Source organism: Leifsonia sp. AG29 (assembly GCF_009765225.1).
GTDB lineage: Bacteria > Actinomycetota > Actinomycetes > Actinomycetales > Microbacteriaceae > Leifsonia.
On the sequence record NZ_VMSF01000001.1, the window covers coordinates 280,042 to 304,914 of the forward strand.

General features: G+C 69.0%; 31 protein-coding genes and 1 pseudogene. 18 read left to right on the top strand and 14 right to left on the bottom strand.

Annotation, left to right across the window (positions count from 1 at the left end):
• Positions 1-3: 3 nt before the first annotated feature.
• From FPT20_RS01365 to FPT20_RS01385, 5 genes are read left to right on the top strand one after another with little or no spacing between them, the layout of a single operon-like run.
• Positions 4-852 (top strand): hypothetical protein, encoded by an 849-nt coding sequence (locus tag FPT20_RS01365; protein WP_158861884.1) that lies wholly within the window; start codon positions 4-6, stop codon positions 850-852.
• 43 nt (positions 853-895) lie between these two features.
• Positions 896-1,153 carry a hypothetical protein gene (locus FPT20_RS01370; protein ID WP_158861885.1) on the top strand — a complete coding sequence of 86 codons (258 nt, stop codon included), beginning with the start codon at positions 896-898 and terminating at the stop codon, positions 1,151-1,153.
• Positions 1,150-2,010 carry a hypothetical protein gene (locus tag FPT20_RS01375; RefSeq protein WP_233265346.1) on the top strand — a complete coding sequence of 287 codons (861 nt, stop codon included), beginning with the start codon at positions 1,150-1,152 and terminating at the stop codon, positions 2,008-2,010. Before FPT20_RS01370 ends, FPT20_RS01375 begins: the two co-directional genes overlap by 4 nt.
• A 2-nt stretch (positions 2,011-2,012) precedes the next feature.
• Positions 2,013-2,480, top strand: coding sequence for a hypothetical protein (locus tag FPT20_RS01380; RefSeq protein WP_233265347.1), 468 nt, complete (start codon positions 2,013-2,015; stop codon positions 2,478-2,480).
• The gene (locus FPT20_RS01385) at positions 2,477-2,938 is read left to right on the top strand and encodes a DUF5085 family protein (RefSeq protein WP_158861886.1); all 462 of its coding nucleotides are present in this window, start codon (positions 2,477-2,479) and stop codon (positions 2,936-2,938) included. The genes FPT20_RS01380 and FPT20_RS01385 overlap by 4 nt, the downstream gene beginning before the upstream one ends.
• A gap of 65 nt (positions 2,939-3,003) precedes the next feature.
• Here FPT20_RS01385 and esaA read toward each other — a convergent pair whose 3' ends face one another.
• Positions 3,004-4,953, bottom strand: coding sequence for a type VII secretion protein EsaA (gene esaA / locus FPT20_RS01390; protein ID WP_158861887.1), 1,950 nt, complete (start codon positions 4,951-4,953; stop codon positions 3,004-3,006).
• Between the two features lie 204 nt (positions 4,954-5,157).
• Here esaA and FPT20_RS01395 point away from each other — a divergent pair, with 204 nt between their 5' ends.
• The gene (locus FPT20_RS01395; protein WP_158861888.1) at positions 5,158-7,047 is read left to right on the top strand and encodes an FAD-binding monooxygenase; all 1,890 of its coding nucleotides are present in this window, start codon (positions 5,158-5,160) and stop codon (positions 7,045-7,047) included.
• A 17-nt stretch (positions 7,048-7,064) separates the two neighbouring features.
• On the opposite strand, the gene hpaD is transcribed toward FPT20_RS01395, so the two are convergent.
• The 9 genes from hpaD to FPT20_RS01440 form a co-directional block, all read right to left on the bottom strand.
• Positions 7,065-8,198, bottom strand: a complete 1,134-nt coding sequence (gene hpaD, locus FPT20_RS01400; RefSeq protein ID WP_158861889.1) for a 3,4-dihydroxyphenylacetate 2,3-dioxygenase — start codon at positions 8,196-8,198, stop codon at positions 7,065-7,067.
• Positions 8,199-8,265: 67 nt separating this feature from the next.
• Positions 8,266-9,828, bottom strand: coding sequence for a 5-carboxymethyl-2-hydroxymuconate semialdehyde dehydrogenase (gene hpaE / locus FPT20_RS01405; protein WP_158861890.1), 1,563 nt, complete (start codon positions 9,826-9,828; stop codon positions 8,266-8,268).
• Positions 9,829-9,869: 41 nt separating this feature from the next.
• The gene (locus FPT20_RS01410; protein ID WP_442786461.1) at positions 9,870-10,598 is read right to left on the bottom strand and encodes a GntR family transcriptional regulator; all 729 of its coding nucleotides are present in this window, start codon (positions 10,596-10,598) and stop codon (positions 9,870-9,872) included.
• Positions 10,580-12,031, bottom strand: coding sequence for a fumarylacetoacetate hydrolase family protein (locus FPT20_RS01415; protein ID WP_158861891.1), 1,452 nt, complete (start codon positions 12,029-12,031; stop codon positions 10,580-10,582). The genes FPT20_RS01410 and FPT20_RS01415 overlap by 19 nt, the downstream gene beginning before the upstream one ends.
• Positions 12,032-12,041: 10 nt before the next feature.
• On the bottom strand, positions 12,042-12,854 hold the full coding sequence (locus FPT20_RS01420; protein ID WP_158861892.1) for an HpcH/HpaI aldolase family protein: 813 nt from the start codon (positions 12,852-12,854) through the stop codon (positions 12,042-12,044).
• Entirely contained in the window at positions 12,839-13,624 is a 786-nt protein-coding gene (gene hpaH / locus FPT20_RS01425; protein WP_158861893.1) for a 2-oxo-hept-4-ene-1,7-dioate hydratase, read from the bottom strand. The genes FPT20_RS01420 and hpaH overlap by 16 nt, the downstream gene beginning before the upstream one ends.
• A 67-nt stretch (positions 13,625-13,691) precedes the next feature.
• Positions 13,692-14,027 carry a hypothetical protein gene (locus FPT20_RS01430; RefSeq protein WP_158861894.1) on the bottom strand — a complete coding sequence of 112 codons (336 nt, stop codon included), beginning with the start codon at positions 14,025-14,027 and terminating at the stop codon, positions 13,692-13,694.
• Positions 14,024-14,620: an Asp23/Gls24 family envelope stress response protein gene (locus FPT20_RS01435; RefSeq protein ID WP_158861895.1), complete on the bottom strand. Its 597-nt coding sequence runs from the start codon at positions 14,618-14,620 to the stop codon at positions 14,024-14,026. Before FPT20_RS01435 ends, FPT20_RS01430 begins: the two co-directional genes overlap by 4 nt.
• Positions 14,617-15,180 carry an RNA polymerase sigma factor gene (locus FPT20_RS01440; RefSeq protein ID WP_158861896.1) on the bottom strand — a complete coding sequence of 188 codons (564 nt, stop codon included), beginning with the start codon at positions 15,178-15,180 and terminating at the stop codon, positions 14,617-14,619. The genes FPT20_RS01435 and FPT20_RS01440 overlap by 4 nt, the downstream gene beginning before the upstream one ends.
• Positions 15,181-15,363: 183 nt before the next feature.
• On the opposite strand from FPT20_RS01440, the gene FPT20_RS01445 reads away from it, so the two are divergent.
• Genes FPT20_RS01445 through FPT20_RS01470 form a run of 6 tightly spaced genes read left to right on the top strand, consistent with a single transcriptional unit; the run spans position 15,364 to position 17,695 of the window.
• Positions 15,364-15,780 carry an Asp23/Gls24 family envelope stress response protein gene (locus FPT20_RS01445; protein ID WP_158861897.1) on the top strand — a complete coding sequence of 139 codons (417 nt, stop codon included), beginning with the start codon at positions 15,364-15,366 and terminating at the stop codon, positions 15,778-15,780.
• Positions 15,777-15,968 carry a hypothetical protein gene (locus FPT20_RS01450; protein ID WP_158861898.1) on the top strand — a complete coding sequence of 64 codons (192 nt, stop codon included), beginning with the start codon at positions 15,777-15,779 and terminating at the stop codon, positions 15,966-15,968. Before FPT20_RS01445 ends, FPT20_RS01450 begins: the two co-directional genes overlap by 4 nt.
• Positions 15,965-16,297, top strand: coding sequence for a hypothetical protein (locus FPT20_RS01455; protein WP_158861899.1), 333 nt, complete (start codon positions 15,965-15,967; stop codon positions 16,295-16,297). The genes FPT20_RS01450 and FPT20_RS01455 overlap by 4 nt, the downstream gene beginning before the upstream one ends.
• Entirely contained in the window at positions 16,294-16,866 is a 573-nt protein-coding gene (locus tag FPT20_RS01460; protein WP_158861900.1) for a DUF6286 domain-containing protein, read from the top strand. The genes FPT20_RS01455 and FPT20_RS01460 overlap by 4 nt, the downstream gene beginning before the upstream one ends.
• A complete protein-coding gene (locus FPT20_RS01465) occupies positions 16,863-17,489 on the top strand; it encodes a hypothetical protein (protein ID WP_158861901.1) in 627 nt (208 codons plus the stop codon). Before FPT20_RS01460 ends, FPT20_RS01465 begins: the two co-directional genes overlap by 4 nt.
• 32 nt (positions 17,490-17,521) lie before the next feature.
• The gene (locus tag FPT20_RS01470) at positions 17,522-17,695 is read left to right on the top strand and encodes a CsbD family protein (RefSeq protein ID WP_158861902.1); all 174 of its coding nucleotides are present in this window, start codon (positions 17,522-17,524) and stop codon (positions 17,693-17,695) included.
• Between the two features lie 89 nt (positions 17,696-17,784).
• On the opposite strand, the gene FPT20_RS01475 is transcribed toward FPT20_RS01470, so the two are convergent.
• The gene (locus tag FPT20_RS01475) at positions 17,785-18,498 is read right to left on the bottom strand and encodes an IclR family transcriptional regulator (RefSeq protein WP_158861903.1); all 714 of its coding nucleotides are present in this window, start codon (positions 18,496-18,498) and stop codon (positions 17,785-17,787) included.
• A gap of 85 nt (positions 18,499-18,583) precedes the next feature.
• Between FPT20_RS01475 and FPT20_RS01480 the strand changes: the two genes are divergently transcribed.
• The 3 genes and pseudogenes from FPT20_RS01480 (at position 18,584) to FPT20_RS01490 (ending at position 20,593) form a co-directional block, all read left to right on the top strand.
• Positions 18,584-18,976: an SRPBCC family protein gene (locus tag FPT20_RS01480; RefSeq protein WP_158861904.1), complete on the top strand. Its 393-nt coding sequence runs from the start codon at positions 18,584-18,586 to the stop codon at positions 18,974-18,976.
• 3 nt (positions 18,977-18,979) lie between these two features.
• Positions 18,980-19,876 (top strand): annotated as a pseudogene (locus tag FPT20_RS01485) (SDR family oxidoreductase).
• Positions 19,877-20,014: 138 nt separating this feature from the next.
• Positions 20,015-20,593: a hypothetical protein gene (locus FPT20_RS01490; protein ID WP_158861905.1), complete on the top strand. Its 579-nt coding sequence runs from the start codon at positions 20,015-20,017 to the stop codon at positions 20,591-20,593.
• Positions 20,594-20,602: 9 nt separating this feature from the next.
• On the opposite strand, the gene FPT20_RS01495 is transcribed toward FPT20_RS01490, so the two are convergent.
• On the bottom strand, positions 20,603-21,133 hold the full coding sequence (locus tag FPT20_RS01495) for a hypothetical protein (protein ID WP_158861906.1): 531 nt from the start codon (positions 21,131-21,133) through the stop codon (positions 20,603-20,605).
• Between the two features lie 80 nt (positions 21,134-21,213).
• Positions 21,214-21,654 carry an Hsp20/alpha crystallin family protein gene (locus FPT20_RS01500; RefSeq protein WP_158861907.1) on the bottom strand — a complete coding sequence of 147 codons (441 nt, stop codon included), beginning with the start codon at positions 21,652-21,654 and terminating at the stop codon, positions 21,214-21,216.
• A gap of 128 nt (positions 21,655-21,782) precedes the next feature.
• On the opposite strand from FPT20_RS01500, the gene FPT20_RS01505 reads away from it, so the two are divergent.
• The gene (locus FPT20_RS01505; RefSeq protein WP_158861908.1) at positions 21,783-22,085 is read left to right on the top strand and encodes a MerR family transcriptional regulator; all 303 of its coding nucleotides are present in this window, start codon (positions 21,783-21,785) and stop codon (positions 22,083-22,085) included.
• Positions 22,086-22,098: 13 nt separating this feature from the next.
• Here FPT20_RS01505 and FPT20_RS01510 read toward each other — a convergent pair whose 3' ends face one another.
• Positions 22,099-22,323 (bottom strand): hypothetical protein, encoded by a 225-nt coding sequence (locus FPT20_RS01510; RefSeq protein ID WP_158861909.1) that lies wholly within the window; start codon positions 22,321-22,323, stop codon positions 22,099-22,101.
• Positions 22,324-22,488: 165 nt separating this feature from the next.
• On the opposite strand from FPT20_RS01510, the gene FPT20_RS01515 reads away from it, so the two are divergent.
• Positions 22,489-23,046: a dihydrofolate reductase family protein gene (locus FPT20_RS01515; protein ID WP_158861910.1), complete on the top strand. Its 558-nt coding sequence runs from the start codon at positions 22,489-22,491 to the stop codon at positions 23,044-23,046.
• 96 nt (positions 23,047-23,142) lie between these two features.
• The gene (locus tag FPT20_RS01520; RefSeq protein ID WP_158861911.1) at positions 23,143-24,873 is read left to right on the top strand and encodes an ABC transporter ATP-binding protein; all 1,731 of its coding nucleotides are present in this window, start codon (positions 23,143-23,145) and stop codon (positions 24,871-24,873) included.

A 24,873-nucleotide genomic window follows, 5' to 3' on the forward strand; every position in this document is an offset into this window, starting at 1 on the left:
AAAATGGGCCAGAAATCCGTCGAGGACGCGAACCGCACATACTTTCAGGCTTTGGCCACAAGTCGGGCATCGCTAGGACAGCTCCCGACTCTGGCGATCCTCATATTGGCGCTTCTGGGTGCTTTGAGCTACTTCTTCAACGCACCGAGTGCAGCTCAAGGCCACCAGGTACTGTGGCTCGTCCGCGACGTCAACATGATCCTCATCGGGATGAGCGCAGTTGTCTTGTTGATATCCGTATTCAGGAGACTGCTCTACCGGTTCCAGGCAATGTTCTCGACCGTTATGGCAGTCGCCGCGCTCGGGCTGGTTTACAGCGTGTGTCTGCTCCCACTTCCCTTGGTGACTTTCGTCGAAACCCAAGGGGAGAGAGAGTATCGCTCAGACATATTCGTCATTTTTGTTATAGCGGCTTCGGCGATCCTGGTTGGCGCAATCGTGGTTCACGCGCTGATGTTGAGGCATCGGTTGCGGGTAGGGCATTCGGAGGAGCGCACGATTGGCAACTTCGTGGCCGTGTCCCGATCGAACAGGTCGAAGATCGTGTGGATCACTTTCGGTCTGGTGGCGGTAGTACCGAACGTGCTGACGTCGGGTCAGTACCTGGCGAACTCCCTTGGGGCGATCGGGCTCATCTTCTTCGCGTGTGTGACGCCGAGTCTTCCGGTGGAGTTCGCGTATCTTGCCTATCTCAAGTCCAAGGATCGCGCCTACTGGGAGGCCCGACCTCCGCGGCTTCCGAAGGATGAGCGTCGCAGGTTGGCCAGGAAGACCGCGATGTGGGTGTTCGGGATCGCGGTCGCCCTTGCGCTGTTCTGGGTCTTCGCCAAGAACTTCTCTGCGGGTGTTTAGCAATGGAGCGATCTCGGTACTGCACGCACCGTCCTCGCGCATCGTGGACACCTACTTCCGCGACGGCGTGCAGGAGAACGACATCCAGGATTTTGCGGTGGGCACCGGCGTCGACCTCGCGAGCGCAGCAGCGTCGACCGGCGTAGGGGCAGCGTTCGGCTCACTCTTCCTGCCGCCACTCGGCACCGTTGTGGGAGCGGGCGTCGGATTGCTTGTGGGTGTTGCGCTGAATTTTCCGTGGATCGAGGGCGACTCCCCGACGGGGCTCGCAAAACAAGTCATCAGGAAGGCATATCGGTGACCGCAAAGGCGATGAACAGTGCATCTGTTCGGGATGCGAATCGCATCTATTTTCAGGCTCTGGCCAACTCTCGGGCCTCCCTGGGCAACCTCTCGGTGCTTCCAGTTCTCATCATGTTTCTGGTCGGCATCGTCACCTTCGGACTGAGTCTGCTGAGCGCAGACGAAGGTCGTGAAGTCTTGTCATTTGTTCGTGATGTCAATGTGGTCATCATCGCAATAAGTGCGCTGTTCATGGCGCTTTCGGTATTCAGAAAGCTGCTCTACAAGTTCCAAGTCTTCTTCTCGGTCGCCTTGGCGGGCATGGCACTAGGCCTCGTATACGGCGTGTGTTTGCTCACCGTCCCGCTGGTGGCATTCGTCAACGTGCCCGACAAGAGAGTCTCGACAGTGTTGTTCGCCGTTACCGGCTCCGTCGGTCTCGGCGTCGTGGCCGCGGCGGTCGTGGTTCACGCGCTGATGTTGAGGCATCGGTTGCGGGTAGGGCATTCGGAGGAGCGCACGATTGGCAACTTCGTGGCCGTGTCCCGGTCGAACAGGTCGAAGATCGTGTGGATCACTTTCGGTCTGGTGGCGGTAGTGCCGAACGTGCTGACCTCGGGCCAGTACCTGGCGAACTCCCTTGGGGCGCTGGGGCTCATCTTCTTCGCGTGCGTAACGCCGAGTCTTCCGGTGGAGTTCGCGTATCTTGCCTATCTCAAGTCCAAGGATCGCGCCTATTGGGAGGCCCGACCTCCGCGGCTTCCGAAGGATGAGCGTCGCAGGTTGGCCAGGAAGACCGCGATGTGGGTGTTCGGGATCGCGGTCGCCCTTGCGCTGTTCTGGGTCTTCGCCAAGAACTTCTCTGCAGGTGTTTAGCAATGGAGAGGGAAGCAACGTCGCGCTTGAAGCTGAGGCGTCGCACGCTGAGTTTGCACAATGTGGTCAGTTTGACCCTCAACCTCCAAGACGCCGACCAGCTGCTCGAGATCATTGACGGAACGGTCGACGAATTCCGACGCGCGCTGGTCCGGAACGGCTATTACGTGACAGGGCCAACGGTGTTTCGCGCCCTACCCGATTCACGGGACTTCACGCTCATGACCACCCTGGGCAATCGGATGAACCTGGTGGGGGCCCACGGCACCGGCTTCGAGTTCAATGAGCGACTCACTCTCGACACCGACTACTTCTACCGGCACGTGGACATCGATGAGCCGGTGCCCTACGACGACATCGAGAGGATGCTGCAGGAAGCCGGATTGACAGTGCAGACGATTTACCATGTGATCCTCGACGTCTATGGCGAGACCATGCTCGATCTGTACATCGAAGCGGTCGAGCGGTGACGGAGAACACCTGGCAGCTCGCGGCGTTCGGCAAGAGGCTGGCCTACCAAAACGTCCTGAGTTCCCGTGCGACGTTCCATTACAGCGAGCTCGGTGAACGGTTCGGAGAGTTTACCTCCGCCATCACGCAGAACGGATACGACCCGAAGGGACCCCTCTTCTACAGCCTCAACAACGTTCCGTTGGACGAGATGGTCGACATTGAGATGTTCCTCCCGATTCGTCAAGACTCCGTCCAACCCGAAGAAGGGCTCCTCTTCCACTCGTACTTCGACGTCTCGCCACTGCTCAGCGGCATGGTCACCGGCGACTTCGAGGTTCAGGCCGAACACGTCTACGCGCAACTCTTGGCGACCTTGGACGTGAACGGACTGCAGCAGAACACCCCCTTCTATCATCTGGTCCGCAACGACATCGCGCCTTACGTCTCCGTTCTAGTCGGGTACTCGAAGCGCTGAGTGTCGCAGCGGAGCGCTAGGTCTGCCAAGCCTCAAGCGGTGTGAACCTGCCCGAGCACGCCGCCTCAGGCGCCCCTGCGGGTGCGGAAGGTCCGCGCCAGCACCATGACGAGCGCACCGGACAGCAGCCCGGTGGCGAAGACGATCAGCCACGCAGGGTCGAAAGAGGCCGGGCCGACGACGCGGGCCGGCGTGATGTCTTTCGCAGCGATGGGGGCCGAGAAGAAGTCCTGGATCTTGCCGAGATCGGCACCCGGTGTCCTGGCATTCGCCAGCACCGTCGAGAAGTTGCGGTAGAACTGCTCGTTCTTCCTCAGGCCGGTGTTCCCGTTCGTCAGCAGCTCAGCGACCCCGGCCCGGATCCTCGAAGCGTCGCTGTAGGTGACATCGGCGCCTCGCAGCAGCGCGTCGAATTGAGCGAGATTGTCCGGCACGGCCGTTGCGCTGCCCGCGATCCTGCTGCTCGTGTCTGCGGATTGCGTCACCAGGTCGGCGAGGTTCCGGTGCAACTCGTCACTGGTGTCGATATAGAGGTTCGGGTCGTCGGGTCGGAAGCTCTCCCAGTCTTTGATCTCGAGACTCCGGACCGCGCTTGCGTAGAAGTTCGCGCCCCTGAGGGCAGCGACGACGTCGGCGAACCCGGTGTCCACGCTCGCCAACGCGGAATCGAATTGCGGAGCAGTTGGCGCGTCGAACGGTAAGGAACCCCGAACCTTCTTGAGCGCCTTGATGTCCGCCTTCAGCGTCTGCAGCACAGCAGGATCCACGAGCGGGGTAGCAGGCTCGGAGGGACCGCCCGAGCCTTCGGTACCGCTCGGATACGCGAGGGGCTTCAAGACCGCTGCAAGCCCTTCGAGGTTCGCGATCCTGGTCGCGAGGTCATCACGAAGTGCGGTGGCGTTCGCGTCCAGGGCGTCGACGGCGGCGGAGTGCTCGGCGGAGTAGAGGGCCATCGCTTGTCGCAGCGATCCGAGTGCGGTGGCCAGACTCGGTGGCACGGTTCCCTCGGGGGTCAGGCAGGCCTCCGGGTCGTCGTTCACACCGACCCCATCGAGCGCGCACAGGGTCGTGTTCCTCAAGCCGTCGAACTGCATCCCGTAGAAGGTGCGATCCGAGACGGCCTGACCGGCGATGCCCGAGTTGCTGTTCGTCACGTTGAGGCGTGCGATCTCCTGCTGGCGGAGCGCGTACGCGTCGAGAAGAGGCAGCTGATCGCGAAAAGCGCCACTGGTTGCGGTGAGCGTGCTGGTGACCGACTCGGTGAAGGCGTTCCGCGCCTCGACGGTCGCCGCGTCGATGCCCTTCAGTGCTGTGGCGCTCGCCACAAATGCCTCGAAATTCGGGATCGTCCTCGAGAAGGGCTCATCCACGTCCGACGACAAAGCGGTGATCAGTGCTCCCTGGTTGCCCAGCGCTGCGTTCATCTGGCCGTCGGCCTGTGCGATGTTGCCAGCGACCGACGCGTAGTACATCGTCACGACACTCTTGTTGAACCCCTGCACGATGCCGGTGACCTTGCTCGTCAGCAGCCGGTCCGAGGGCTCGTCGGCCTGACGCCGCACCTTGAACTCGACGGTCGCCCTCGTCGGGTCGACCTCCTGGAGGGTCAGGAGGTCGCGTGAGAACGACTGCGGAATGTAGATCACGGCGTCGAGAGAGGCGTCTTTGTAGGCCTTCTCGGCGACCGGCCGCGAGAGCACCGACCAGTTGTACTCCGTGTCCTTCGAGACTCGGTCGACGAAGTTCGCGCCGAAGGTGTACGAGGTGCCGTTGAAGTCGGCCGCGAGGTCCTCGTTGACGAGAGCGATTCGGGGCGCGGAGAGCGGGCCGCTCCGAGACAGTTCGCCGTTCACGGCAAGGAAGCCGAGGGCCAGCACGGTGACCAGCAGGATCGCGGACGCCGAGCGCGCGAGCTTCGTCGCGCGCGTCGCGCGGGTCGTGCCACTCCTGCGCTCCGTGCCACTCCTGCGCTCCGTGCCGTTCCTGCGCTTCGTGCCCCGAAACAGGCGTGCCATGATGAATCCCCCCGGTCGCCAAGCCTTGAGTGATCATTCTAGAACATCAGTCGGTTGCCGGTGGGATGCCCAGCCTCGCGTGGGCCGCGGAGCCGATGCGGGACGCTTGCTGCGCCTCCCGGGCCCGCCGTACCATGAGGTGTCTGAATGAGAACGCCTTGTTCTGATATCGAACAGCAACCGCACGATGAAGTGAGGTCCCCCGTGCAGTTCCACCACCACGGCTACGTCTCCGGAGACCCGAGGGTCCAACCCCCGGCAGGCACCGGTATCGACCGGCCCGCCGAGCTCCCCGACACGATGGACGTCCTCATCGTCGGGACGGGACCCGCGGGCATGATCGCCGCCGCCCAGCTCGCGCAGTTCCCCTCGGTCCACACGCGGATCATCGATCGCCGGCCCGGGAGGCTCGAGATCGGCCAGGCGGACGGCATCCAGGCGCGCAGCGTCGAGACCTTCCAGGCCTTCGGGTTCGCGGAGCGGATCACCGCCGAGGCCTACCGGATCACCGAGATGGCGTTCTGGAAACCGGACCCCGCCGACCCCTCCCGCATCGTCCGGACCGCCCGGCCCGCCGACGACCCGACGGGCGTGAGCGAGTTCCCGCACCTCCTCGTCAACCAGGCGCGCGTGCTCGACTACTTCGCCGAGTGTGCCGCCAACGCACCGACGCGCCTGCGGCCCGACTACGGCTGGGAGTTCGTCCGCCTCGAGGTCGACGATGCCGCCGAGTACCCGGTCTCCGTGACGCTGCGGCGGATCGAGGATGCGGGCGGCGCCGAGCGCGTCGTGCGTGCGAAGTACGTCGTCGGAGCCGACGGCGCCCGCAGCAAGGTCCGCGAGGCGATCGGCTGCCACCTCGCCGGCGATCAGGCGAACCACGCGTGGGGCGTCATGGACGTGCTGGCGGTCACCGACTTCCCGGACATCCGCACCAAGTGCTCGATCCAGTCGGAGGCCGGAAACATCCTCCTGATCCCGCGCGAGGGCGGCTACCTCTTCCGGATGTACGTCGACCTGGGGGAGGTGCGCCCCGAGGACCACGGGGCCGTCCGGGCGACGACGATCGACCAGATCATCGCGCGGGCCAACGAGATCCTCCACCCGTACACGCTCGACGTCCGCGACGTCGCCTGGCACAGCGTCTACGAGGTCGGCCACCGCCTGACCGACCGGTTCGACGACGTGCTGCCGGCCGACCTCGGCCGCCGCACGCCCCGCATCTTCATCACGGGCGACGCCTGCCACACGCACAGCGCGAAAGCCGGCCAGGGCATGAACGTCTCGATGCAGGACGGCTTCAACATCGGCTGGAAGCTCGGCCATGTGCTCGACGGCCGCAGCCCGGAGGCGCTGCTCGCCACGTACTCGGCCGAGCGCCAGGTCGTCGCGAAGGAGCTGATCGACTTCGACAAGCAGTGGTCGACCCTCATGGCGAAGAAGCCGGAGGAGTTCGCGAGCCCGACGGAGCTCGAAGACTTCTACGTCCGCACTGCAGAATTCCCCGCCGGCTTCATGACGCAGTACTCGCCGTCGCTGATCGTCGCCGAGGCGGAGCACCAGGCGCTCGCGACCGGGTTCCCGATCGGCAAGCGGTTCAAATCGGCGCCCGTCGAGCGCGTCTGCGACGGCAACCCGGTCCACCTCGGCCACCACGCCAGGGCCGACGGCCGATGGCGGATCTACGTGTTCGCCGACGCTGCGCGGGCCGGCGAGGCGTCGGCCGTGCGGGACTTCGCCGACTGGCTCACCGCCTCCCCGGAGTCGCCTCTCGCCGCGACGCCGGCCGGGCTCGACCCGGATGCGTGGTTCGACGTGAAGGTCGTGTACCAGCAGGACCACACGGGCGTCGACATCGGAGCGGTGCCGGAGGCGTTCCTCCCGCGGGTCGGGCCGTTCGAGCTCATCGACTACGAGAAGGTGTACGCCGCGGACCCGGAGCACGACATCTTCGTGGAGCGCGGCATCGACCGCGGCGGAGCGATCGTCGTTGTGCGGCCGGACCAATATGTGGCGGACGTCCTGCCGCTCCGCGCGACGGACGAGCTCGCGGCGTTCTTCCGGCCGGTGCTTGCGGTGTCCGTCTCGGCTTGAGACCGCGCCAAGCGGCCCTACACCTGCGCGCCGAGCTTGAACCCGCGCGGCTGCTCCTCCTTGCGGGTGTACGAGAACCCGTCGGCGCCGATGGTGACCTCCATCTCGGAGTCGTCGGTGCGCGTGGTGAGCGGTTGCGGGTTGCCGTCGAGGTCGAGGACGGTCGAGGCCTCGGTGTACCAGGAGGGGACGACCGGGTTGCCCCACCAGTCGCGGCGCTGGTTGTCGTGCACATCCCACGTGACGACGGGGTTGTCCGGGTCGCCGGTGTAGTAGTCCTGCGTGTAGATCTCGATGCGGTGGCCGTCTGGGTCGCGCAGGTAGAGGTAGAACGCGTTCGAGACGCCGTGGCGCCCGGGCCCGCGCTCGATGCAGTCGGAGCGACGGAGCGCGCCGAGCTTGTCGCAGATGGCGATGATGTTGTGCTTCTCGTGCGTGGCGAAGGCGATGTGGTGCATGCGCGGCCCGTCGCCTCCGGTCATGGCGGTGTCGTGGACGGTCGGCTTGCGGCGCATCCACGCGGCATACGTCGTGCCGGCTTCGTCCTGGATGTCCTCCGTGACGCGGAAGCCGAGGTCCTCCATGTACTTCACGGCACGCGGCACGTCAGGCGTCACCTGGTTGAAGTGGTCGAGGCGTACCAGGGCGCCCGGCGTGTACAGGTCGTAGCGCCAGGCGAGGCGCTCGACGTGCTGCACGTCGTAGAAGAACTCGTACGGGAAGCCGAGCGGGTCCTCCACGCGGACGGAGTCGCCGATGCCCTTCGTGAAGCCGGAGGCGCGGCGTTCGACCCGGCAGCCCAGCTCGGTGTAGAACGCGACGGCTCGGTCGAGGTCCTCGGGTGTCCGGACCCGGTACGAGAAGGCCGCGACCGCGGGCGCCGGGCCTTTGCGCAGCACGAGGTTGTGGTGGATGAACTCCTCGAACGAGCGCAGGTAGACCGCGTTCTCGTCCTCCTCGGTCACCACCAGCCCAAGGACGTCCACATAGAACTCGCGGCTCGCGGCCAAGTCGGTGACGACCAGCTCCATGGAGGCGCAGCGCACGATGTCGGGCGGTGTCGCCTTCGGGGTCGGAATGGGATCGGTCGGCGCCGGGATCGGGTCGCTGTCGGTCACGGTGGGCTCCGGGGAGTCGGGGGTGATGGTCATGGTGAGCTTCCTCTTCGTCGAGTGGTCTGCGGGCGTGGCGGCGATCCGCCGCCGTGTCACTGCCGGGTCACGCGTCCCCTGCGTCCTCGGCGGCCTCGGCGGCCTCCTCGGGCTGATGGACGGTGGCGCCGAACCGGGCGGTGTGGACCGCTCCGAGGGTGATGTGGACGGCCTGCTGGTCGGTGTAGAAGTCGATCGAGCGGTAGCCGCCCTCGTGCCCGAGTCCGGACGCCTTGACGCCGCCGAACGGGGTACGGAGGTCGCGAACGTTGTGCGAGTTCAGCCAGACCATCCCCGCCTCCACGCTCTGCGCGAAGGTGTGGGCGCGGGTGAGGTCGCTGGTCCAGATGTAGGCGGCGAGCCCGTAGCGGACGCCGTTGGCGAGCTCGAGCGCCTCCTCGTCGGTGTCGAACGGGGTGATGGCGACGACCGGGCCGAAGATCTCCTCCTGGAAGATCCGTGCGTCGGGTGCGACGTCGGCGAACACCGTCGGCGCGACGTAGTTGCCGGTCGGCAGCCCCTCCGGTCGGCCGCCGCCGGCCAGGAGTCGTCCCTCCTGCTTGCCGAGCTCGACGTAGCTCATCACCTTCTCGTGGTGCTCGGGGTGCACCAGCGCACCGACCTCGGTCTTCGGGTCGTGGGGGTCGCCGACCACGATGTTCTTCGCGCGCTCCGCGTAGCGCTCGCAGAACTCGTCGTAGATCGCCCGCTCGACCAGGATGCGCGACCCGGCGGTGCAGCGCTCGCCGTTCAGCGAGAACACGCCGAACAAGGTCGAATCGATCGCAGCCTCCAGGTCGGCGTCGGCGAAGACGACGGCCGGCGACTTGCCGCCGAGCTCCATCGACAGGCCCTTCAGGAACGGCGCCGCGTTGGCGAAGATGATCTGCCCGGTGCGGCTCTCGCCAGTGAAGGAGATGAGCGGGACATCCGGGTGCTTCACGAGCGCGTCGCCCGCCTCCTCGCCGAGGCCGTTGACGAGGTTGAACACGCCGTCGGGGAGGCCCGCGTCGCGGAAGATCCCCGCCCAGAGCGAGGCCGACAGGGGCGTGAACTCGGCGGGCTTGAGCACGACGGTGCACCCGGAGGCGAGGGCCGGCGCCAGCTTCCAGCTCTCCAGCATGAAAGGCGTGTTCCACGGCGTGATGAGCCCGGCGACGCCGATCGGCTTGCGGTTCACGTAGTTGAGCTGGCTCCCCGGCACCTTGTACGCGTCATCGGACTGGGCCACGATCAGGTCGGCGAAGAAGCGGAAGTTCTCGGCCGCACGCTGCGCCTGCCCGAGCGCCTGGGTGATGGGGAGGCCGGTGTCGAACGTCTCGAGCTCCGCGAGCCGGGCGTCCTGCGCCTCCACCGCGTCGGCGATCCGGTTGAGCACCCGGGCGCGCTCGCGCGGCTTCATCCGCGGCCACGGGCCCTCCTTGAAGGCGCGGGTCGCCGCCGCGACGGCCAGGTCGATGTCCTCCCTCTGCCCCGCGGCGGCGGTGACATAGGTCTCGTTCGACACCGGGTCGAGCACGTCGAAGGTCCGGCCCGAGACGCTGTCGACGAACTCCCCGTCGATGAAGTGCTGGATGGTGCCGGGGAGGTTCTCGGGGACGTGGTGGGTGGGCTCTGCGTGCTGCGTCATCGCGTGCTCCTGTCGGTCGTGCGGTCGTGAGGTCTGTGGGATCAGCGGTGATCGTCGCCGTCGCGGCCGGACTCGGCCGCCTGGGCGCGATGGAGGGCGTCGAGCGTCGCCAGCCGGTGGTTCCGGGCGGCGAGCTCGATCTCGAGGGCATCGGCCTCAGACTCGATCAGCTGGAGGATGTGCTCGTGCTCGTCGACGGACTCGCGGGCGCGACCGGGCACGAAGGCGAAAGTCGAGTCGCGGAGGACAGTGAGCCGGTTCCACCCGCGGTGGACGAGGTCGAGGATGTGCGGGTTCGGGCACTCCTCGAAGAGCACCGAGTGGAACTCCTGGTTGAGCTGGGTGAACCGGTGCGGGACGAAGTCGTCGAGGCACGCGACCAGCTCCCGGTTGATGAGGCGGGCGCGATGGAGTTGGTCCCCGGTGAGCAGGGGAGCCGACAGGCGGGTGGCCGCTCCCTCGACGAGCGCCAGCGTCTCCATCGTGTACGTGTACTCGGCCTCGTGGAGGAGCGCGACCTGCGCGCCGACGTTCTTCTCGAACGTGACGAGACCCTCCGCCTCCAGCCGCCGGATCGCCTCCCGGACGGGGACGACGCTGACGCCGAGCTCGCCGGCGATCTGGCCGAGCACCAGCCGGAGACCGGAGCCGTACCGGCCGTCGTCGATGCGCGCCCGGATGAACTCGTACGCGAGCTGCGACTTGCTCGGCGTCGCCGCGGGGCCGGTTCCCGGGCCGGCAGCGGCCGCGCTCACTGCTGTTCCCGCCACGCGCGGTACCTCTCCGTCCACGCCTCGTTCATCGGGAAGAGTCCGTCGATCTTCTCTCCGGCTGCCACCTGCTCGGCGACGTACTCCTCCTCGCGCTCCTGCTCGATGGCGGCCGCCGCCACCTCGGCGACGAGGGCGATCGGGATGACCACGAGCCCGTCGTCGTCGCCGACGATGACGTCGCCCGGCAGCACCGTGGCACCGCCGCACGCGATGGCGACGTCCGCCTCCCAAGGCACGTGCCGCCTCCCCAGGACCGCGGGGTGCGCGCCGCCGTGGTAGGTCGGGATGTCGAGGGAGGCGACCGCCGCGATATCCCGGACGCCGCCGTCGGTGACGATCCCCGCCGCGCCGCGCACCTGGGCGCGCAGCGCGAGGACGTCGCCCACGGTCCCGCTCCCGCGCTCGCCCCGTGCCTCGATCACGACGACCTCCCCTTCGCCCACCGCGTCGATGGCGCGCTTCTGGGCGTTGTAGCCGCCGCCGTGCGAGGCGAACAGGTCTTCACGGTTGGGGAGGTACCGGAGCGTCTTCGCCGTCCCGACGAGTTTCGTGCCGGGCTTGGTGGAGGTCAGACCGTCAATGCTCACGTTGTCGAGACCGCGCTTGCGCAGTTGCGAGCTCAGGGTGGCCGTGGTCACGGTCGCGAGCTGCGCCCGCACCTCCTGAGTCAACGACGGGCCGTCAGCGGCCGGTGTGCCGTAGGCCTCCGCCCGCTGCGTCTCGTCGATGCTCGGCTTCGCACCGAAGTCGCCGAACGTGAGGGTGCCCTGCGTGATCCGCGTCACCAGCCTCCCGGAACTCGGAGCGCCGGGAGCGCTGGGCGCATCGACCTCGACCTCCACTGTCTGGCCGGGTTCCACGACGGTGGAACCCGCCGGGGTCCCGGTGAGGATGATGTCCCCGGGCTCGAGCGTCATCAGCTGCGACAGGTCGGCGACGAGCCGCCCGAACGGGAAGAGCAGCTCTTCCGTCGTCGCCTCCTGCACGAGCCGTCCGTCGACCCAGGTGCGGATGCGCAAGGACGCCGGGTCGATTTCTGCGACCGGGATGAGGCCGGGCCCGAGGGGGGTGAAGCCGTCGCCCCCCTTCGACCGCACGTTGGAGCCGCGGTCGGCCGCGCGGAGATCGTAGAGCCCGAAGTCGTTCGCGGCCGTCACCGCCTCGACGGCGGCCCAGCCCTCCTCGGGCGCGACCCTGCGGGTGGGTCTCCCGATGATCAGGGCGATCTCGCCCTCGAACGCCAGGAGCTCGGTCCCCGCCGGCCGCTCCAGCTCGGAGCCCGAGACCGCCAGCGACGACGACGGTTTGAAGAAGTAAGACGGCTGGGCCGGGGTGCGCCCGCGCTGCTCGGCGCGCGATCGGTAGTTGAGGTGCACCGCGATGATCTTGCCGGGACGGATAGCCGACCCGGACAGGGGGAACTCGCTCATCTCGTTCTCCTCAGTAGCTCGCGGGCGCAGCGGCCGCAGGGTCGTCGCCGATGAACCGGATCGCGAGCCCCTCGGAGGCGCGGGCGAGCAGCGTCACGTCCGACCCGACCAGGAGGTAGGCGGCGCCGGCCCCGGCGTACCGGTCGGCGGTGGCGGGGTCGAACGCGTTGACGCCGACCGGGACTCCTGCCTCCCGTCCGGCCGCTATCACGCGCTCGACCGCCGCGGCCACCTCCGGGTGGTTCTGCTGCCCGAGGAGCCCGAGGGAGGCTGCCAGGTCGGCCGGTCCGACGAGCAGGGCGTCGACCCCGGGGACGGCGGCGATCTCGGCGGCCGCGTCGAGTCCCTCCACCGTCTCGATCTGGACCGTGAGCGAGACGAGCTCGGAGGCGCGGGCCAGGTAGTCGGGGATGCGGCTCCAGCGCGAGGAGCGCGCCAGCGCGCTGCCCACTCCGCGCACGCCGGCCGGCGGGTAGCGGACGGCGCGCACCATCGCCTGCGCCTGCTCGGCGCTGTCGACCATCGGCACGAGGATGTTCTGGGCGCCGAGGTCGAGGAGCTGTTTGATCACGACCGTGTCGCCGATCGGCGCGCGGACGACGGGGGTGACCGGGTAGGCGGCGACCGCCTGCAGCTGCGCGAGGACGGACTCGAGTCCGACGGGGGAGTGCTCACCGTCGATGAGGACGATGTCGAGGCCGCTCCCGGCGCAGATCTCGGCGACGAGGGGGCTGCCGGAGCAGGACCAGATGCCGAACAGGGGCCGGTCGGCTTCGCCGAGGCGGTCGGCGAGGGTGGGTGGCGGGGTCAGCTGAATCGGCATGTGACGGCTCCCAGGGTTCCGTAGTCGGCGTGGACGGTGTCGCCGGGGTGCACCCACATCGGGCGTGTGAACGAGCCGGCCAGGATGGTGTCCCCGGCCTCCAGGCGGGTGCCGTGCGCGGCGAGTTTGTTCGCCAGCCAGGCGACGCCGTTCGCGGGGTGATCGAGCACGGCCGCGGCGACCCCGGACTCCTCGATGGTCTCGTTGCGGTAGAGCAGGGCGCCGACCCAGCGCAGGTCGACGGCGTCGGGGGCGACGGGGCGGCCGCCGATGACCATGGCGCCCATCGCGGCGTTGTCGGAGATCGTGTCGACGATCGTGCGCCCCTCCAGTTCGATCCGGGAGGAGAGGATCTCGAGCGCCGGGACGACGTAGGAGGTGGCGTCGAGCACGTCGAACAGGGTGACGTGCGGCCCCTCCAGCGGGGTGTCGAGCACGAAGGCGAGTTCGACCTCGACGCGCACGTTCGAGAACCGGTCGTGCTCGATCACCGCGCCGGTCTGGTAGACCATGTCGGCGAAGATCGCCCCGTAGTCCGGCTCGGTGATCCCGGTCGCCTGCTGCATCACCCGGGAGGTGAGCCCGATCTTCCGGCCGACCAGCCGCCTCCCGGCGGCCAGCCCGCGCTCGACCCAGACCCGCTGCACGGCGTAGGAGTCCTCCACCGTCATCCCCGGATGGCGGGCGGTGAGCAGCGGCACCGTCGTCCGGGCGCGCTCGGCGTCCGCCAACTCATCGGCGATCGCCTCGATGGTCATCCTGTCGAGCACCGGTGCTCCCTTCTGACGTTGCCGTGCGATCGTATATCATCCGTGCGCGGCAGGCCAGGGGCGGAGCTCAGACCCTGTCGGGCGCGCCCTCGGTGTCGATGCTCGCGGCGGTGACCTCGATGACGGCATCGTGCATCCCGTTGGCGTCGGCCCACGCTCGCGTGACCTCGAAGACGTCGCGGCACACGTGCGCGGCCGGTCGTTCCCCGTCGACGGCGAGGCGGATCGAGATGCGGGCCGGCGTCAGCGAGATGCCGTCTCCGGGTTCGGCGCCGAGCGCGGCCCCGAGCGCGGAACCGACCCGCTCCATCACGCCCCCGGCCGGGTACAAGCGCACCACGCCGGGTATGGCTCCCACCAGCGCCGCGAGCACGGACTCGGTCCCGGGTTCTGCGGTCGTCATGGGCGCTCCTCCTCATCCTGCGGCTCGTCGAACACGTCGGTGACCGTGACGTCGACCGAGCTGACGGTGAGCTCCGCGTGCCGTCCGAGCTCCGCGGCCACCGCCTCCCGGACCGCGGCTGCGACCGTCGCGAACGGCTCCCCGTACCGGACGGCGATCTCGACGTGCACGTCCACCGGAGCACTGAGGGTCCCGACGTCGCCGTCGAGGCGGCAGCGGCCCACGATGACGCCGTCGATGCCGTCCCCGACGCCGCGGATCAGCGCACGGACGGCGCCCTCCGTGAGGGCGAGATCCGCCGACGGATCAGGGTGCGCCACCGGGATCCGCCGTCCCGCCTTCACGTCGAGGCGGATGCCGTCGAGGATGCGCGCCACCCACCCGTCGTCGACCGGGTTCTGCTCGGCCTCGGCCGCCAGGGCTTCGGCCGTGGTCCGGCTGAGGCGCTCCAGCGAGGCGAGCGCGGCCCGGCACTCGGGCGAGTCGTCGATGCTCGGGTCGGCCGGCCGCCGTCCGCGCGCCAGGTAGTCGCTGAGCTCGTCGAGGGTGTGGCCGTCGATCAGCTCGTCGCCGGGGAGGAGGGGGTCGGTCATCGCCAGTCCTCCATCGCGTCGAGCAGTCTTCTCCGGCCTCGGGCGAGCTGTCCCCGGACAGTGGACGCCGGGATGCCGAGCTCCGCCGCGATCTCGTCGTAACTGTACTGTCCCACTTCGCGCAGCACCCAGCATCTCCTCTGCAGCTCCGGGAGGTCGTCGAGCGCCCGGCTCAGCGCCTCCCGGGCGGTGCGGACCTCGGCCAGATGCTCCGGTCCCTGCGTCGCGGGGGCGGGCGCCTCGACCTCCGTGATGTCCTCGTGCGGGCGCCGGGCCCTGATTCGGTCGATGCAGCGCCGGCTCAGGATCCGCATCAGCCACGCCTTCACCGCAGCGCCGGCCTCGAGCTCCCCGAGCCGGTCCCAGGCGGTGACGAACGTCTCCTGCACGACGTCGTCCGACTCGTAGGTCGACCCGAGCATCCGGGCCGCGTAGGCGCGCATGAGGGGCCCGTGCCTGCGGACGAGGACCTCGAAGGCGGCCGGGTCGCCGTCGGCCGCGCGGGCGGCGAGCGTGTCGTCGCTCGCCTCCTGCAGGGCACGCAGTTTCTGGGGGGTCACCGCGCCTCCCTCTCACCGCACCGACCACCTGCGACCATTCGTACTTCTGTTAGAACGGTTAGTAACTAGCTCGGCTAGATAAATCAGCGAATTCTCAGCTTTTCCGCGTGACGAACGCCCGCACCGGTCCGTCACAGATGTGCGGCTCACAGACGTGGGCCGGAAGGAACGGAAGGACGAACCATGGCGAACACCACCCCCTCGACCAGCCCCGCCCCGACCGAGCGGGCGCTCGGCAAGACGGTCATCAACGACGCCGTCGTCGCCAAGGTGGCCGGCATCGCGGCGCGCGAGGTCCCCGGGGTCCACGCGCTCGGCGGAGGCGCCGCTCGCGCCCTCGGCGCGCTCCGTGAGGCGGTCAACGCGACCGACCTCGGCCAGGGCGTCAGCGTGGAGGTCGGAGAGAAGCAGGTGGCGGCCGACGTGACCGTCGTCGCCGAGTACCCCGTCGCGCTCCAGAAGGTCGCCGCCGACGTGCGCGCGGCCATCGTGCAGGCCATCGAGCGGATCGTCGGGCTCGAGGTCACCGAGGTCAACGTCACGATCAACGACGTGCACGTGCCGAGCGACGACGACGAGCAGGAGGCCCGGGTCCAGTGACGAAGGCCAGCTACGGCGCACTGATCGGCGGCGCCCTCGCCGTCGTCTGGGCCGCGTTCGGCTTCTGGGTGTTCGTGGGCGTGGCCGCGGCCATGCTCGTCGGCGCCGCGGCGGCGCGGATCCTCGGCGGCGAGCTCGACCCGGCCCGGGTGGCCGACGCGCTGCGCGGCCGCCGCTCCTCCTCATGACCGGAGGTCGCGACCGGTTCCTGGGCGTGGCGCTCGAGCACCTCGCCCGGGCGGTCGCCGCCGACGAGCTCGGCGTCTTCCCGCGTGACGTCTCGGCCCGGGTGCGCGACGCCTCCGGTTCGCTGGCGGTCCGCGTGACCGCCCCGGTCGCCGTCCGCTCGCTCAGGGCAGCCCGAGTGGAGGCGGGTCCGGCCGAGCCGCTGGCCTCACGCTTGGCGGACGCGGCTGCGACCATCCGGGCGCGCCTCGGCGCGCTCACCGGCCTCGAGGTCACCCGCGTCGACGTGCGGGCCAGCGGAGCAGTCATCTCGGAGAGGAGGGTCCGATGACCCGGACCGGAGCGCGGATCGTTCGCCGCGAGACGCACTCGCCGCGCTCGGCGGCGGCCGTCGCGGTAGCTGCCGTGCTTCTCGCCGTGGTCGTCTGGCTGGCGGTGGAGGGGGTGCTCGCCCTGCTCGGGCTTCGCCCGGCGCTCCTGGCACCCCGCGCGCTGCTGACCGCGATCGCGGAAGCCCCGGGATGGCCCGCTCCCGCGCTCATCGCCACCGCGAGCGCGGCATCCCTGATCGCGGTCGTGCTCGTCGCGCTCGCGGTCTTCCCGGGGCGGCGGGCGCGTCGCCCCCTGGCGTCCGAACGGGCGCTCGTCGTGGCGGACGACGACATGCTCGCCTCCGCTCTCGCCCGCCGCGCAGCGAAGACGGCCGCAGTGGCACCTGACGCGGTGTCCGCATCCCTCGGGCGCCGGGCCTGCACGGTTCGCATCGTCCCCGTCAGCGGCCGGCGGGTCGACCGCGACGCCGTCCGCCGTGCGGTCGCGGAGGAGTTCGAGCGCTCCGGTGCGACCGAGCGGGTGCGGGTCAGCGTCCTCGTCTCGACGAAAGGAAAGGTGGGATCGTGAACGACACCAACCGCGCGCTGAACCGGACGGTCATCGCGGTGGCCGGGCTGATCGCGCTCGCCGTCGGCGTCGCCGCGGCACTGCTGCTGCTGGTCCCGGGTGCGGCCCGCCAGTGGACGCGCACCGCGCGAAACCTGGTCGCGGCCGCCGATGACGCCTTCGCACGTCCGTTGGGGCCGGGAACGGCCGTCAGCGCGACAGCGCTGGCCGCGCTCACGGCAGCGCTTGCGACGGCCGTGCTGCTCCTGGTCTTCATGCTTCGGCAAGGGGGAGGCGCGACCTCCACGGTCTTGCGGATGGAGACGGCCGACGGCGAGGTGCAGATCGACACCGCCGTCCCGGCCGCACTCCTCTCCGATGCGCTGGCGTCCGTGCCCGGAGTCGCGGGGATCGGGGTCGGCGCCTACCGGGTGCGCGGCGAGCGCGCCCTCAAGCTCACCGTCCGCTGCCGTCGCGGGGCCTCGCCCCGGGAAGTCGTGGACGCCATCGACGACGCCGTGCTGCGGCTGCATGCCGCGCTCGGTGCCACGCCGCCCGTGTTCGCCCAGCTGGTCGGCGGGTTCCGTGCCCGCCTCCGCTCGGCGGTGCGGGTCGACACCGCGACGGCCGCCCGGTCGTCGTGATCCAAGAAACACGAGATGGGAAGGACACAGCCATGAGTGCTGCCGACAAGATGAAGAACACCGCGCAGGAGCTGAAGGGCAAGGCCGAGGAGGCGATCGGCAAGCTCACCCACGACGACCAGAAGGTCGTCGAGGGCAAGGCCGACCAGGCCGCCGCGAAGGTCAAGAACGCGGGCGAGGACATCAAGGACGCCTTCACGGAGTGATCGCCGCGCCGTGGTCCGGCCGGTGCTTCCGGGACGCGGGTCGCCGTTCTGCAGGGATCGGCGACTCGCGTCGTCCGTCGGCTCGGCCGTCAGTGCAGGTCGGCGGCGATGGCGTCGGCCGCTGCCGTCAGCCGTGCGCCGATCGCCGCTGCGTCGACCGCCGACGAGACGAAGACCACGGCCAGCGCCGCCGGCGGCTGACCGCTCACCCGGAGGGGCACGGCGACAGACGCGAGGCCCGGGATGACCTCGTCGTGGCTGGTCGCGTAGCCGCGGTCGCGGGCGAGTGACGCCTCCTCGCGCGCGTGCTCACCGGGCAGCTGCCGCCACTGCGCGTCGGTGAGCATCGACTGGATCGCGATCCCGGGAGCGCCCGAGGCGAGCGGATGCCGGGTGCCCGGCCGCTGCGCCACGGTGGCGTGGGCGTGCGCCGGCTCGACGGTCACCAGCGTGACGACCTCGTGTCGGTCGAGCACGGCGACGAAGGCGGTCATCGTGAGCTCGTTCGCCACCGCGGTGAGCTGCGGGAGGGCGACGGCCTGCAGGTCGCGGGAGACCGACCGCGCCAGGCTGGCGAGCCGCGGACCGAGCTGCACGGAACCGGCGGCGTCGCGCACGACCAGGCCGTGGTCCTCCAGCGTGCGGAGGATCCGGTAGGCGATCGAGCGGTGGAGGCCGAGTCTCGCCGACAGTTCGGCGATGGTGAGCGGCTCGCCCGCGTCGGCCAGGATCTCGAGCGCGCGGATGCCGCGGGACAGCGTCTGCAGCGGGGAGGCGGAGGCCGCGTCGCTGCCGGGAGTCATGCGTTCGATTATAGAAGCGGGGGCACTCCGATCCGGTCCCGTCAATGGGGTCCCGAGCGCGCGCCGGCGACCCTAGCGTTGCGGCATGCCGACCTACACCGCCACCCGCCCGCTCGACGGCGACGCCGATCAGTACCTCGACTACGTGTCGCGTCCCGAGAACCTGCCCGCCTACTTCCCGCGCATGACGGAGGCCCACCAGCTCCCCGACGGCAAGGTGGAGACGACCGCCCGGGTCGACGCCGACCGGGACGGCCGGGACGAGACCGTCACCTCGGAGGCCGAATTCGACGTCGACCGCGCCGCGCGGGAGATCTCGTGGTCCGCGCCCGGTCCGCACGACTATCACGGGTCGCTGCGGATCACCGACGACGGCGTCGAGCTCACCATCCACACGACCCACGACGTCGACGGGATGCAGCACGCGCTCGACGATGCGCTGCAGACGATCGCCACCAACCTCCGAGAGCAGGCCTGACCCGTGCCAGAGACCCAGTACACCTTCGACAACCCGGTAGACCGCTACCCGGCGATCAAGCCGGACGAGAAACAGGTTCCCGAGCCCGGTCTGGAGAGCGACCTCCAGCCGCGCGCCGACCTCGGCGAGGACAGCTACGTCGGTTCCGGCCGCCTCGAGGGCCGCAAGGCGGTCGTGACCGGAGGCGACTCCGGCATCGGCGCCGCCACAGCCATCGCGTTCGCGCGCGAGGGCGCCGACGTCGCCCTCGTCTATCTCCCCGAGGAGGAAGAGGACGCGCAGCGCATCGCCGGTCTGATCCGCGATGCCGGCCGGACCGCCGTCACGATCCCCGGCGACCTCAAGCAGCGCGAGTTCAGCGACGAGATCGTCCGCCGCGCGCTCGACGAGCTCGGCGGGATCGACATCCTCGTCAACAACGCGGGCAAGCAGATTGCGACCGAGAGCCTGACCGACGTCCCGGACGACTAGTTCGACCACACGATGAAGACCAACATCTACGCGATGTTCTGGCTGACCCGCGCTGCTCTCCCGCACCTCCCCGTCGGCTCGGCGATCATCAACACCACGTCCATCCAGGCCTACCAGCCGAGCGAGACGCTCGTGGAGTACGCGACGACGAAGGCCGCGATCAACGCGTTCACCAAGGCCCTCGCGCAGCAGCTCGCGCCGAAGGGCGTCCGCGTCAACGCCGTCGCCCCGGGCCCGATCTGGACCCCGCTCCAGGTGAGCAAGGGGCAGCTGCCCGAGGCGATCCCCGAGTTCGGCCAGGAGACCCCGATCGGGCGCCCCGGCCAGCCGGCCGAGCTCGCCCCCGCGTACGTCTTCCTCGCCTCGCCCGAGTCGAGCTACGTCATCGGGGAGACGCTGGCGGTCACGGGAGGGATGCCGACGCCGTAAGGGCAAGGCTCGGCTCGCGTGCGGCCGCTCGGGCGCGACGAGCGGCCGAACCCGTATGCTTCGGAACGGAGTAGCCAATCGGGGTCCGCATCCCGCGTGAACTCGGGGAGGTCCGACGGTATGGGGAGGAGAACCCGGATGGGCGTGGCCAACCACGGCGACGGCCACGCAATGAGAATTCTCGCCCGGGGTCCGATCGGTCTCTATGCGGTGGCGGCAAGTGTGGGCGTTGTCGGCTTGCTCACCGGCGTGTCGAGTCTTCCCCTGGTCAGCGGCATTCTCGTTGTCGCTGTCATCTTCTTCGTCCTGTCGTTGACGGCTGCGTACTTCACGGTAAAAGGAGTCACGGGGCCGCCCGCATCAAGCGGCTTCATCGGCCAGCTCTTCGCCATGGGCTTCTGGCGTGGTTCCCGTGCTTTCCGAGTGACATTCGTGCTGCTCGGAACGATCGCGGCGCTCACGTTCTCCGCTGGAGCCGTCGTTTTGCCGCGCGGGACGACAGTTGAAAAGGTGGGAGACGCCTCCTACAGCGTCAACTCCGGTCACCGTCAGGTGTTGTCGTCGGCTGAGGCGCTGTACCTCCAAAGCGCGCAGCACATTCTTGTTCCGATAGGCCTCGCCCTTGTACTCAGCGTCTTTTCCGCAGGGCTGCTTCGCGGTGTTGCGGTTGCTCGACGCGAGCGAGCGGGTGGCCTCACGCGGGACATGTGGCAATGAGGAGAGCGCTCAGGCGCGCAGCACCGAGGGCCGGGGGAGACCCAGCTCTTCGAGGAGGTCGCCGAGCATGCGGTCGAGTTCGAAACCGGCCTGGGTGATCTTGTTGTTGCCGAAGGTCCGCAGGGAGGCGCTCGGTTGCTCGAAGGCCAGCACGGTGCGCCCGGCGCCCCGGGCGTGCAATTCGAGGCGCACCGGAGCGTAAAGCAGCGCGCCCGGATCATGCCGGAACATGCGCGCCATGACGCCGTACTCGCCGAGCAGGTACAGCGCGCTCGGGGTGTCGGCTCCCCCGACCTTCATGACCGGGGTGGGGTGCTCCTCCCAGAACCGGACGAGCCCGTGGATGCCCGGCCCGGCGAGCTCTGCGACGAGGCGGCGCCAGGGTGCGCCCTCGCGCATGAGCCCGCTCAGCAGCCTCCTGTCGACGGCCGGGACCTCCGCCTCCAGAGCCGAGCGGAGTCGCTCGAACGGCATCTCGGCCTCCAGCTCGATCCGGGAGGCGGTCACCGGCACGATGCGCTCGGTTGCGGGGAGGGCCATGCCTCCTATTCTCGCCTGCCGCAAAAGGAAGCCCCTCGACTCTCGAGGAGAGCCGAGGGGCGGGGTGGACACGGGACGGGTTACGCGGAGACCGCCTTCTGCCCGGTGTCGCGCGACGATTCCGTGGCCGACTCCACGGCGATCTTGCGCGGCTTGGCGCGCTCGGCGATCGGGATGACGACGGTGAGCACGCCGTTGTCGTAGCTGGCCGTGATGCGCTCGGCATCGACGTCGTCGCCGATGGTGAACTGCCGCAGGTAGGCGCCGTACGGTCGCTCCTGGACCAGCCAGCGGCTGCTCTCGTGCGAGCCCGCGGAGCGCTGGGCGCGGATCGTCAGCAGGTGGCCGTCGACGTCGACGTCGACCGAGCCGGGGTCGATGCCGGGGAGGTCCGCATGGAGGACGTACTCCGCGCCCTCGCGGAACAGGTCGATCGGCATCATGCGCGGCTGGCGGCTGGTGTCGAAGATGGTCTGGGCGATCCTGTCGAGCTGGCTGAAAGGATCGAACGACATGGCCATGGTGTGGGCTCCTTTCACTCGGATGCGTGTGTCTCTACTGGTCTTCTCGAGGAAGATCTACTGTGTTTGCAACAGATTTTTTACTCCAGACAATTGACAAAATCTCGCATTCCCAGCAAACTTTGAGGATGACGGATCGCGGCGAGGACACCCCGCTCTACAGCATCGCGGTCGCGGCCGAGCTCTCGGGTCTGACCGCCGCCGCGCTGCGTCTCTACGAGGAGAAGGGCCTGGTCGCGCCCGCTCGCACAGATGGCGGGACCCGCCGCTACAGCGAGGGGGACCTGTCGCGCCTCCGCGAGATCTCGCGCCTCCAGGAGGACGGCATCAACCTCGCCGGGATCGGGCGCGTCATCGAGCTGCAGGGCGAGAACGACGAGCTCCGCCGGCGCATCGACGACCTCGAGGCGCCCGCGGCGGCGGAGGAGTGATCGGGCGATGCGCTCAGAGGTCGTCGATCGAGCCGATAACGACCGGCACGCACTCGGTGAAGCGGTACCGCACGAGGTCGGGCCACTCGCTCGAATCCGCCAGGTCGAACACGTCCACGACGGCGGCACCGCCGATGTGGGAGGGGAGGCGCAGCTCGAACGGCGGTTCGCTGGTCCGCTCGAACTCGATCTCGAAGGCGATGTCGCCGCGTTCGAGGACGGCCAGGACGGTGTCCACGGCACCCCTCCCTCCGGTCCGGCCCGACGGGCGATGCTGCCGCGGGCGATGCGTCTTGCGGCCAGTAGTACTCCTGGCCGCGCCCGGAGCAACCCCTTGCCCCGCCGCTGGATCGGCGCGCCTAGACTGGGGCCGTCCGTCCGAGCCGCTCAGGAGGAGTCCGCCATGGGTACGATCAGCGTCCACGAGTTCGTGTCGCTCGACGGCGTCTTCGAGGACCCGAGCTGGACGGTCCCGTTCGGGTTCGACCCGGACATGGGCGAGGACATCGCGCGGCTCACCCGCTCGTCCGACGCGATCCTGCTCGGGCGTCGCACGTTCGAGATGTTCGCCCCGGCTTGGTCGGGCCGCACGGCCGACGACGACCCGGGCGCGCCCTTCTTCAACGACACCCCGAAGGCGGTGGTCTCGGGTAACCTCGACGACGCCGCGGCTGAGCGCACCTGGCGCAACTCGCGCTCGCTGGGCGCCTACGATGCGGGGCGCATCCGCGAGTTCAAGGACAGCGTCACGGGAGGGATCTACATCAGCGGCAGTGGGGCCCTCGTGCGCGCCCTCCTCGCCGACGGCCTCGTCGACGCCCTCCACCTCTTCGTGTACCCGCTCGTCCGCGGCACCGGTGCGCGGCTGTTCCCAGAGGGGAGCGCCGAGACGGTGCTCCGGCTCCGGCAGTACGACGCCTACGACAACGGCGTGCTGCATCTCATCTACTCGCGGGCGTGATCCCCTCACGGAGGTGATCACCGGATCCACCAGTTCGGATGTCGCCGGTCAGCGCTAGGTTTGTCACCTCACCAGAACACGAATCGGGAATCAACCGTGACCCTCCTCCGTCTATCGCTCCGTTATGCGCGCCCGTACTGGCGCTCGGTGAGCGCGGTCGTCGTCCTACAGCTGATCGCGACGCTGGCCGCCCTGTTCCTGCCGACCCTCAACGCCCAGATCATCGACAAGGGCGTCCTCCGCGGTGACACCGACTTCATCTGGCGGACCGGGGGCCTCATGCTCATCGTCTGCTTCGGCCAGGTGGCTGCTGCGATCACGGCCACCTACTTCGGTGCCCGCGCCTCCATGTCGACGGGCCGCGACCTGCGTCGCGCCTTCTACCGCAAGGTCGACGACCTCCCGGCCCTCGACCTCGCGCGGTGGGGCATGCCCACTCTCATCACCCGCAACACGAACGACGTGCAGCAGGTGCAGATGCTGCTCCTCATGACTCTGAACTTCATGGTGTCGACGCCGATCATGTGCGTGGCGGGCATCATCCTCGCCGTACAGGTCGACGCCGGGCTCTCGTGGCTGATCTGGGTCTCGGTCGCGGTCCTCTTCGTCGTCGTCGGCGTCCTCGTCGCCCTGCTCCTCCCGATGTTCCGCGAGATGCAGAGCCGGATCGACGGCGTCAACGGCGTCATCCGCGAGCAGATCGTCGGCATCCGCGTGATCCGCGCGTTCGTCCGCGAGAAGTTCGAGACCGGCCGCTACGACGACGCCAACGCCGCGCTCACGCGCATCTCGGTGCGGGTGGGGAACATCTTCGTCCTGATGTTCCCCGTGATCATGCTCATCCTCAATGCCGCAACGGCCGCGGTGCTGTGGTTCGGCGCGGAGCGCGTCAACACCGGCGAGATCCAGATCGGTGCGCTCACCGCCTTCCTGCAATACCTCCTCCAGATCCTCGTCGCGGTCATGATGGGCGTCTTCATGGCGATGATGATCCCGCGGGCGATGGTGTGCGCCGAGCGCATCGACGAGGTCCTCGGAGCTGTCCCGTCGCACCGGGGGGCCGACGCGGCGGCAGCGCTTCCGGCCGGCGGCCGCGTGCAGGTCGAGGGCGTCACCTTCGGCTATCCCGGTGCCGAGAAGCCGGTCCTGAACGACGTCACCTTCGCCGCCGAGCCCGGCCAGGTGACCGCCATCGTCGGGTCGACCGGTTCCGGCAAGAGCACGCTCGTCTCCGTCATCGCCGATCTCTTCACGCCCCAGCAGGGCCGGGTGCGGATCGGCGGTGTCCCCGTCGACGCGCTGACCCGCGAGCAGCTCTCCGGCGTGCTGGGTCTGGTGCCGCAGCGGCCCTACCTCTTCTCGGGCACGATCGCCTCCAATCTCCGCTTCGGCCGGCCCGACGCGACCGACGCCGAACTGTGGGAGGCGCTCCGCGTCGCCCAGGCCGACGGCTTCGTCCGCGCGAAGGAGAACGGCCTCGACGAGAGGATCGCCCAGGGCGGCACCAACGTCTCGGGCGGCCAGCGCCAGCGGCTGTGCATCGCGCGCGCTCTGGTCGCGCGTCCGAAGGTGTTCCTGTTCGACGACTCGTTCTCGGCGCTCGACGTCGCCACCGACGCCCGGCTGAGACGCGCCCTCGCACAATCCACCGGCGACGCCACGGTGATCGTCGTCGCGCAGCGCGTCTCCACCATCCGTGAGGCCGACCGGATCATCGTCATGGACGACGGCCGCGTCGTCGGCAGCGGCACGCACGACGAGCTGCTCGAGACCAACGAGACCTACCGCGAGATCGTCGAATCGCAGCTGAGCCTGGAGGTGGCCTGA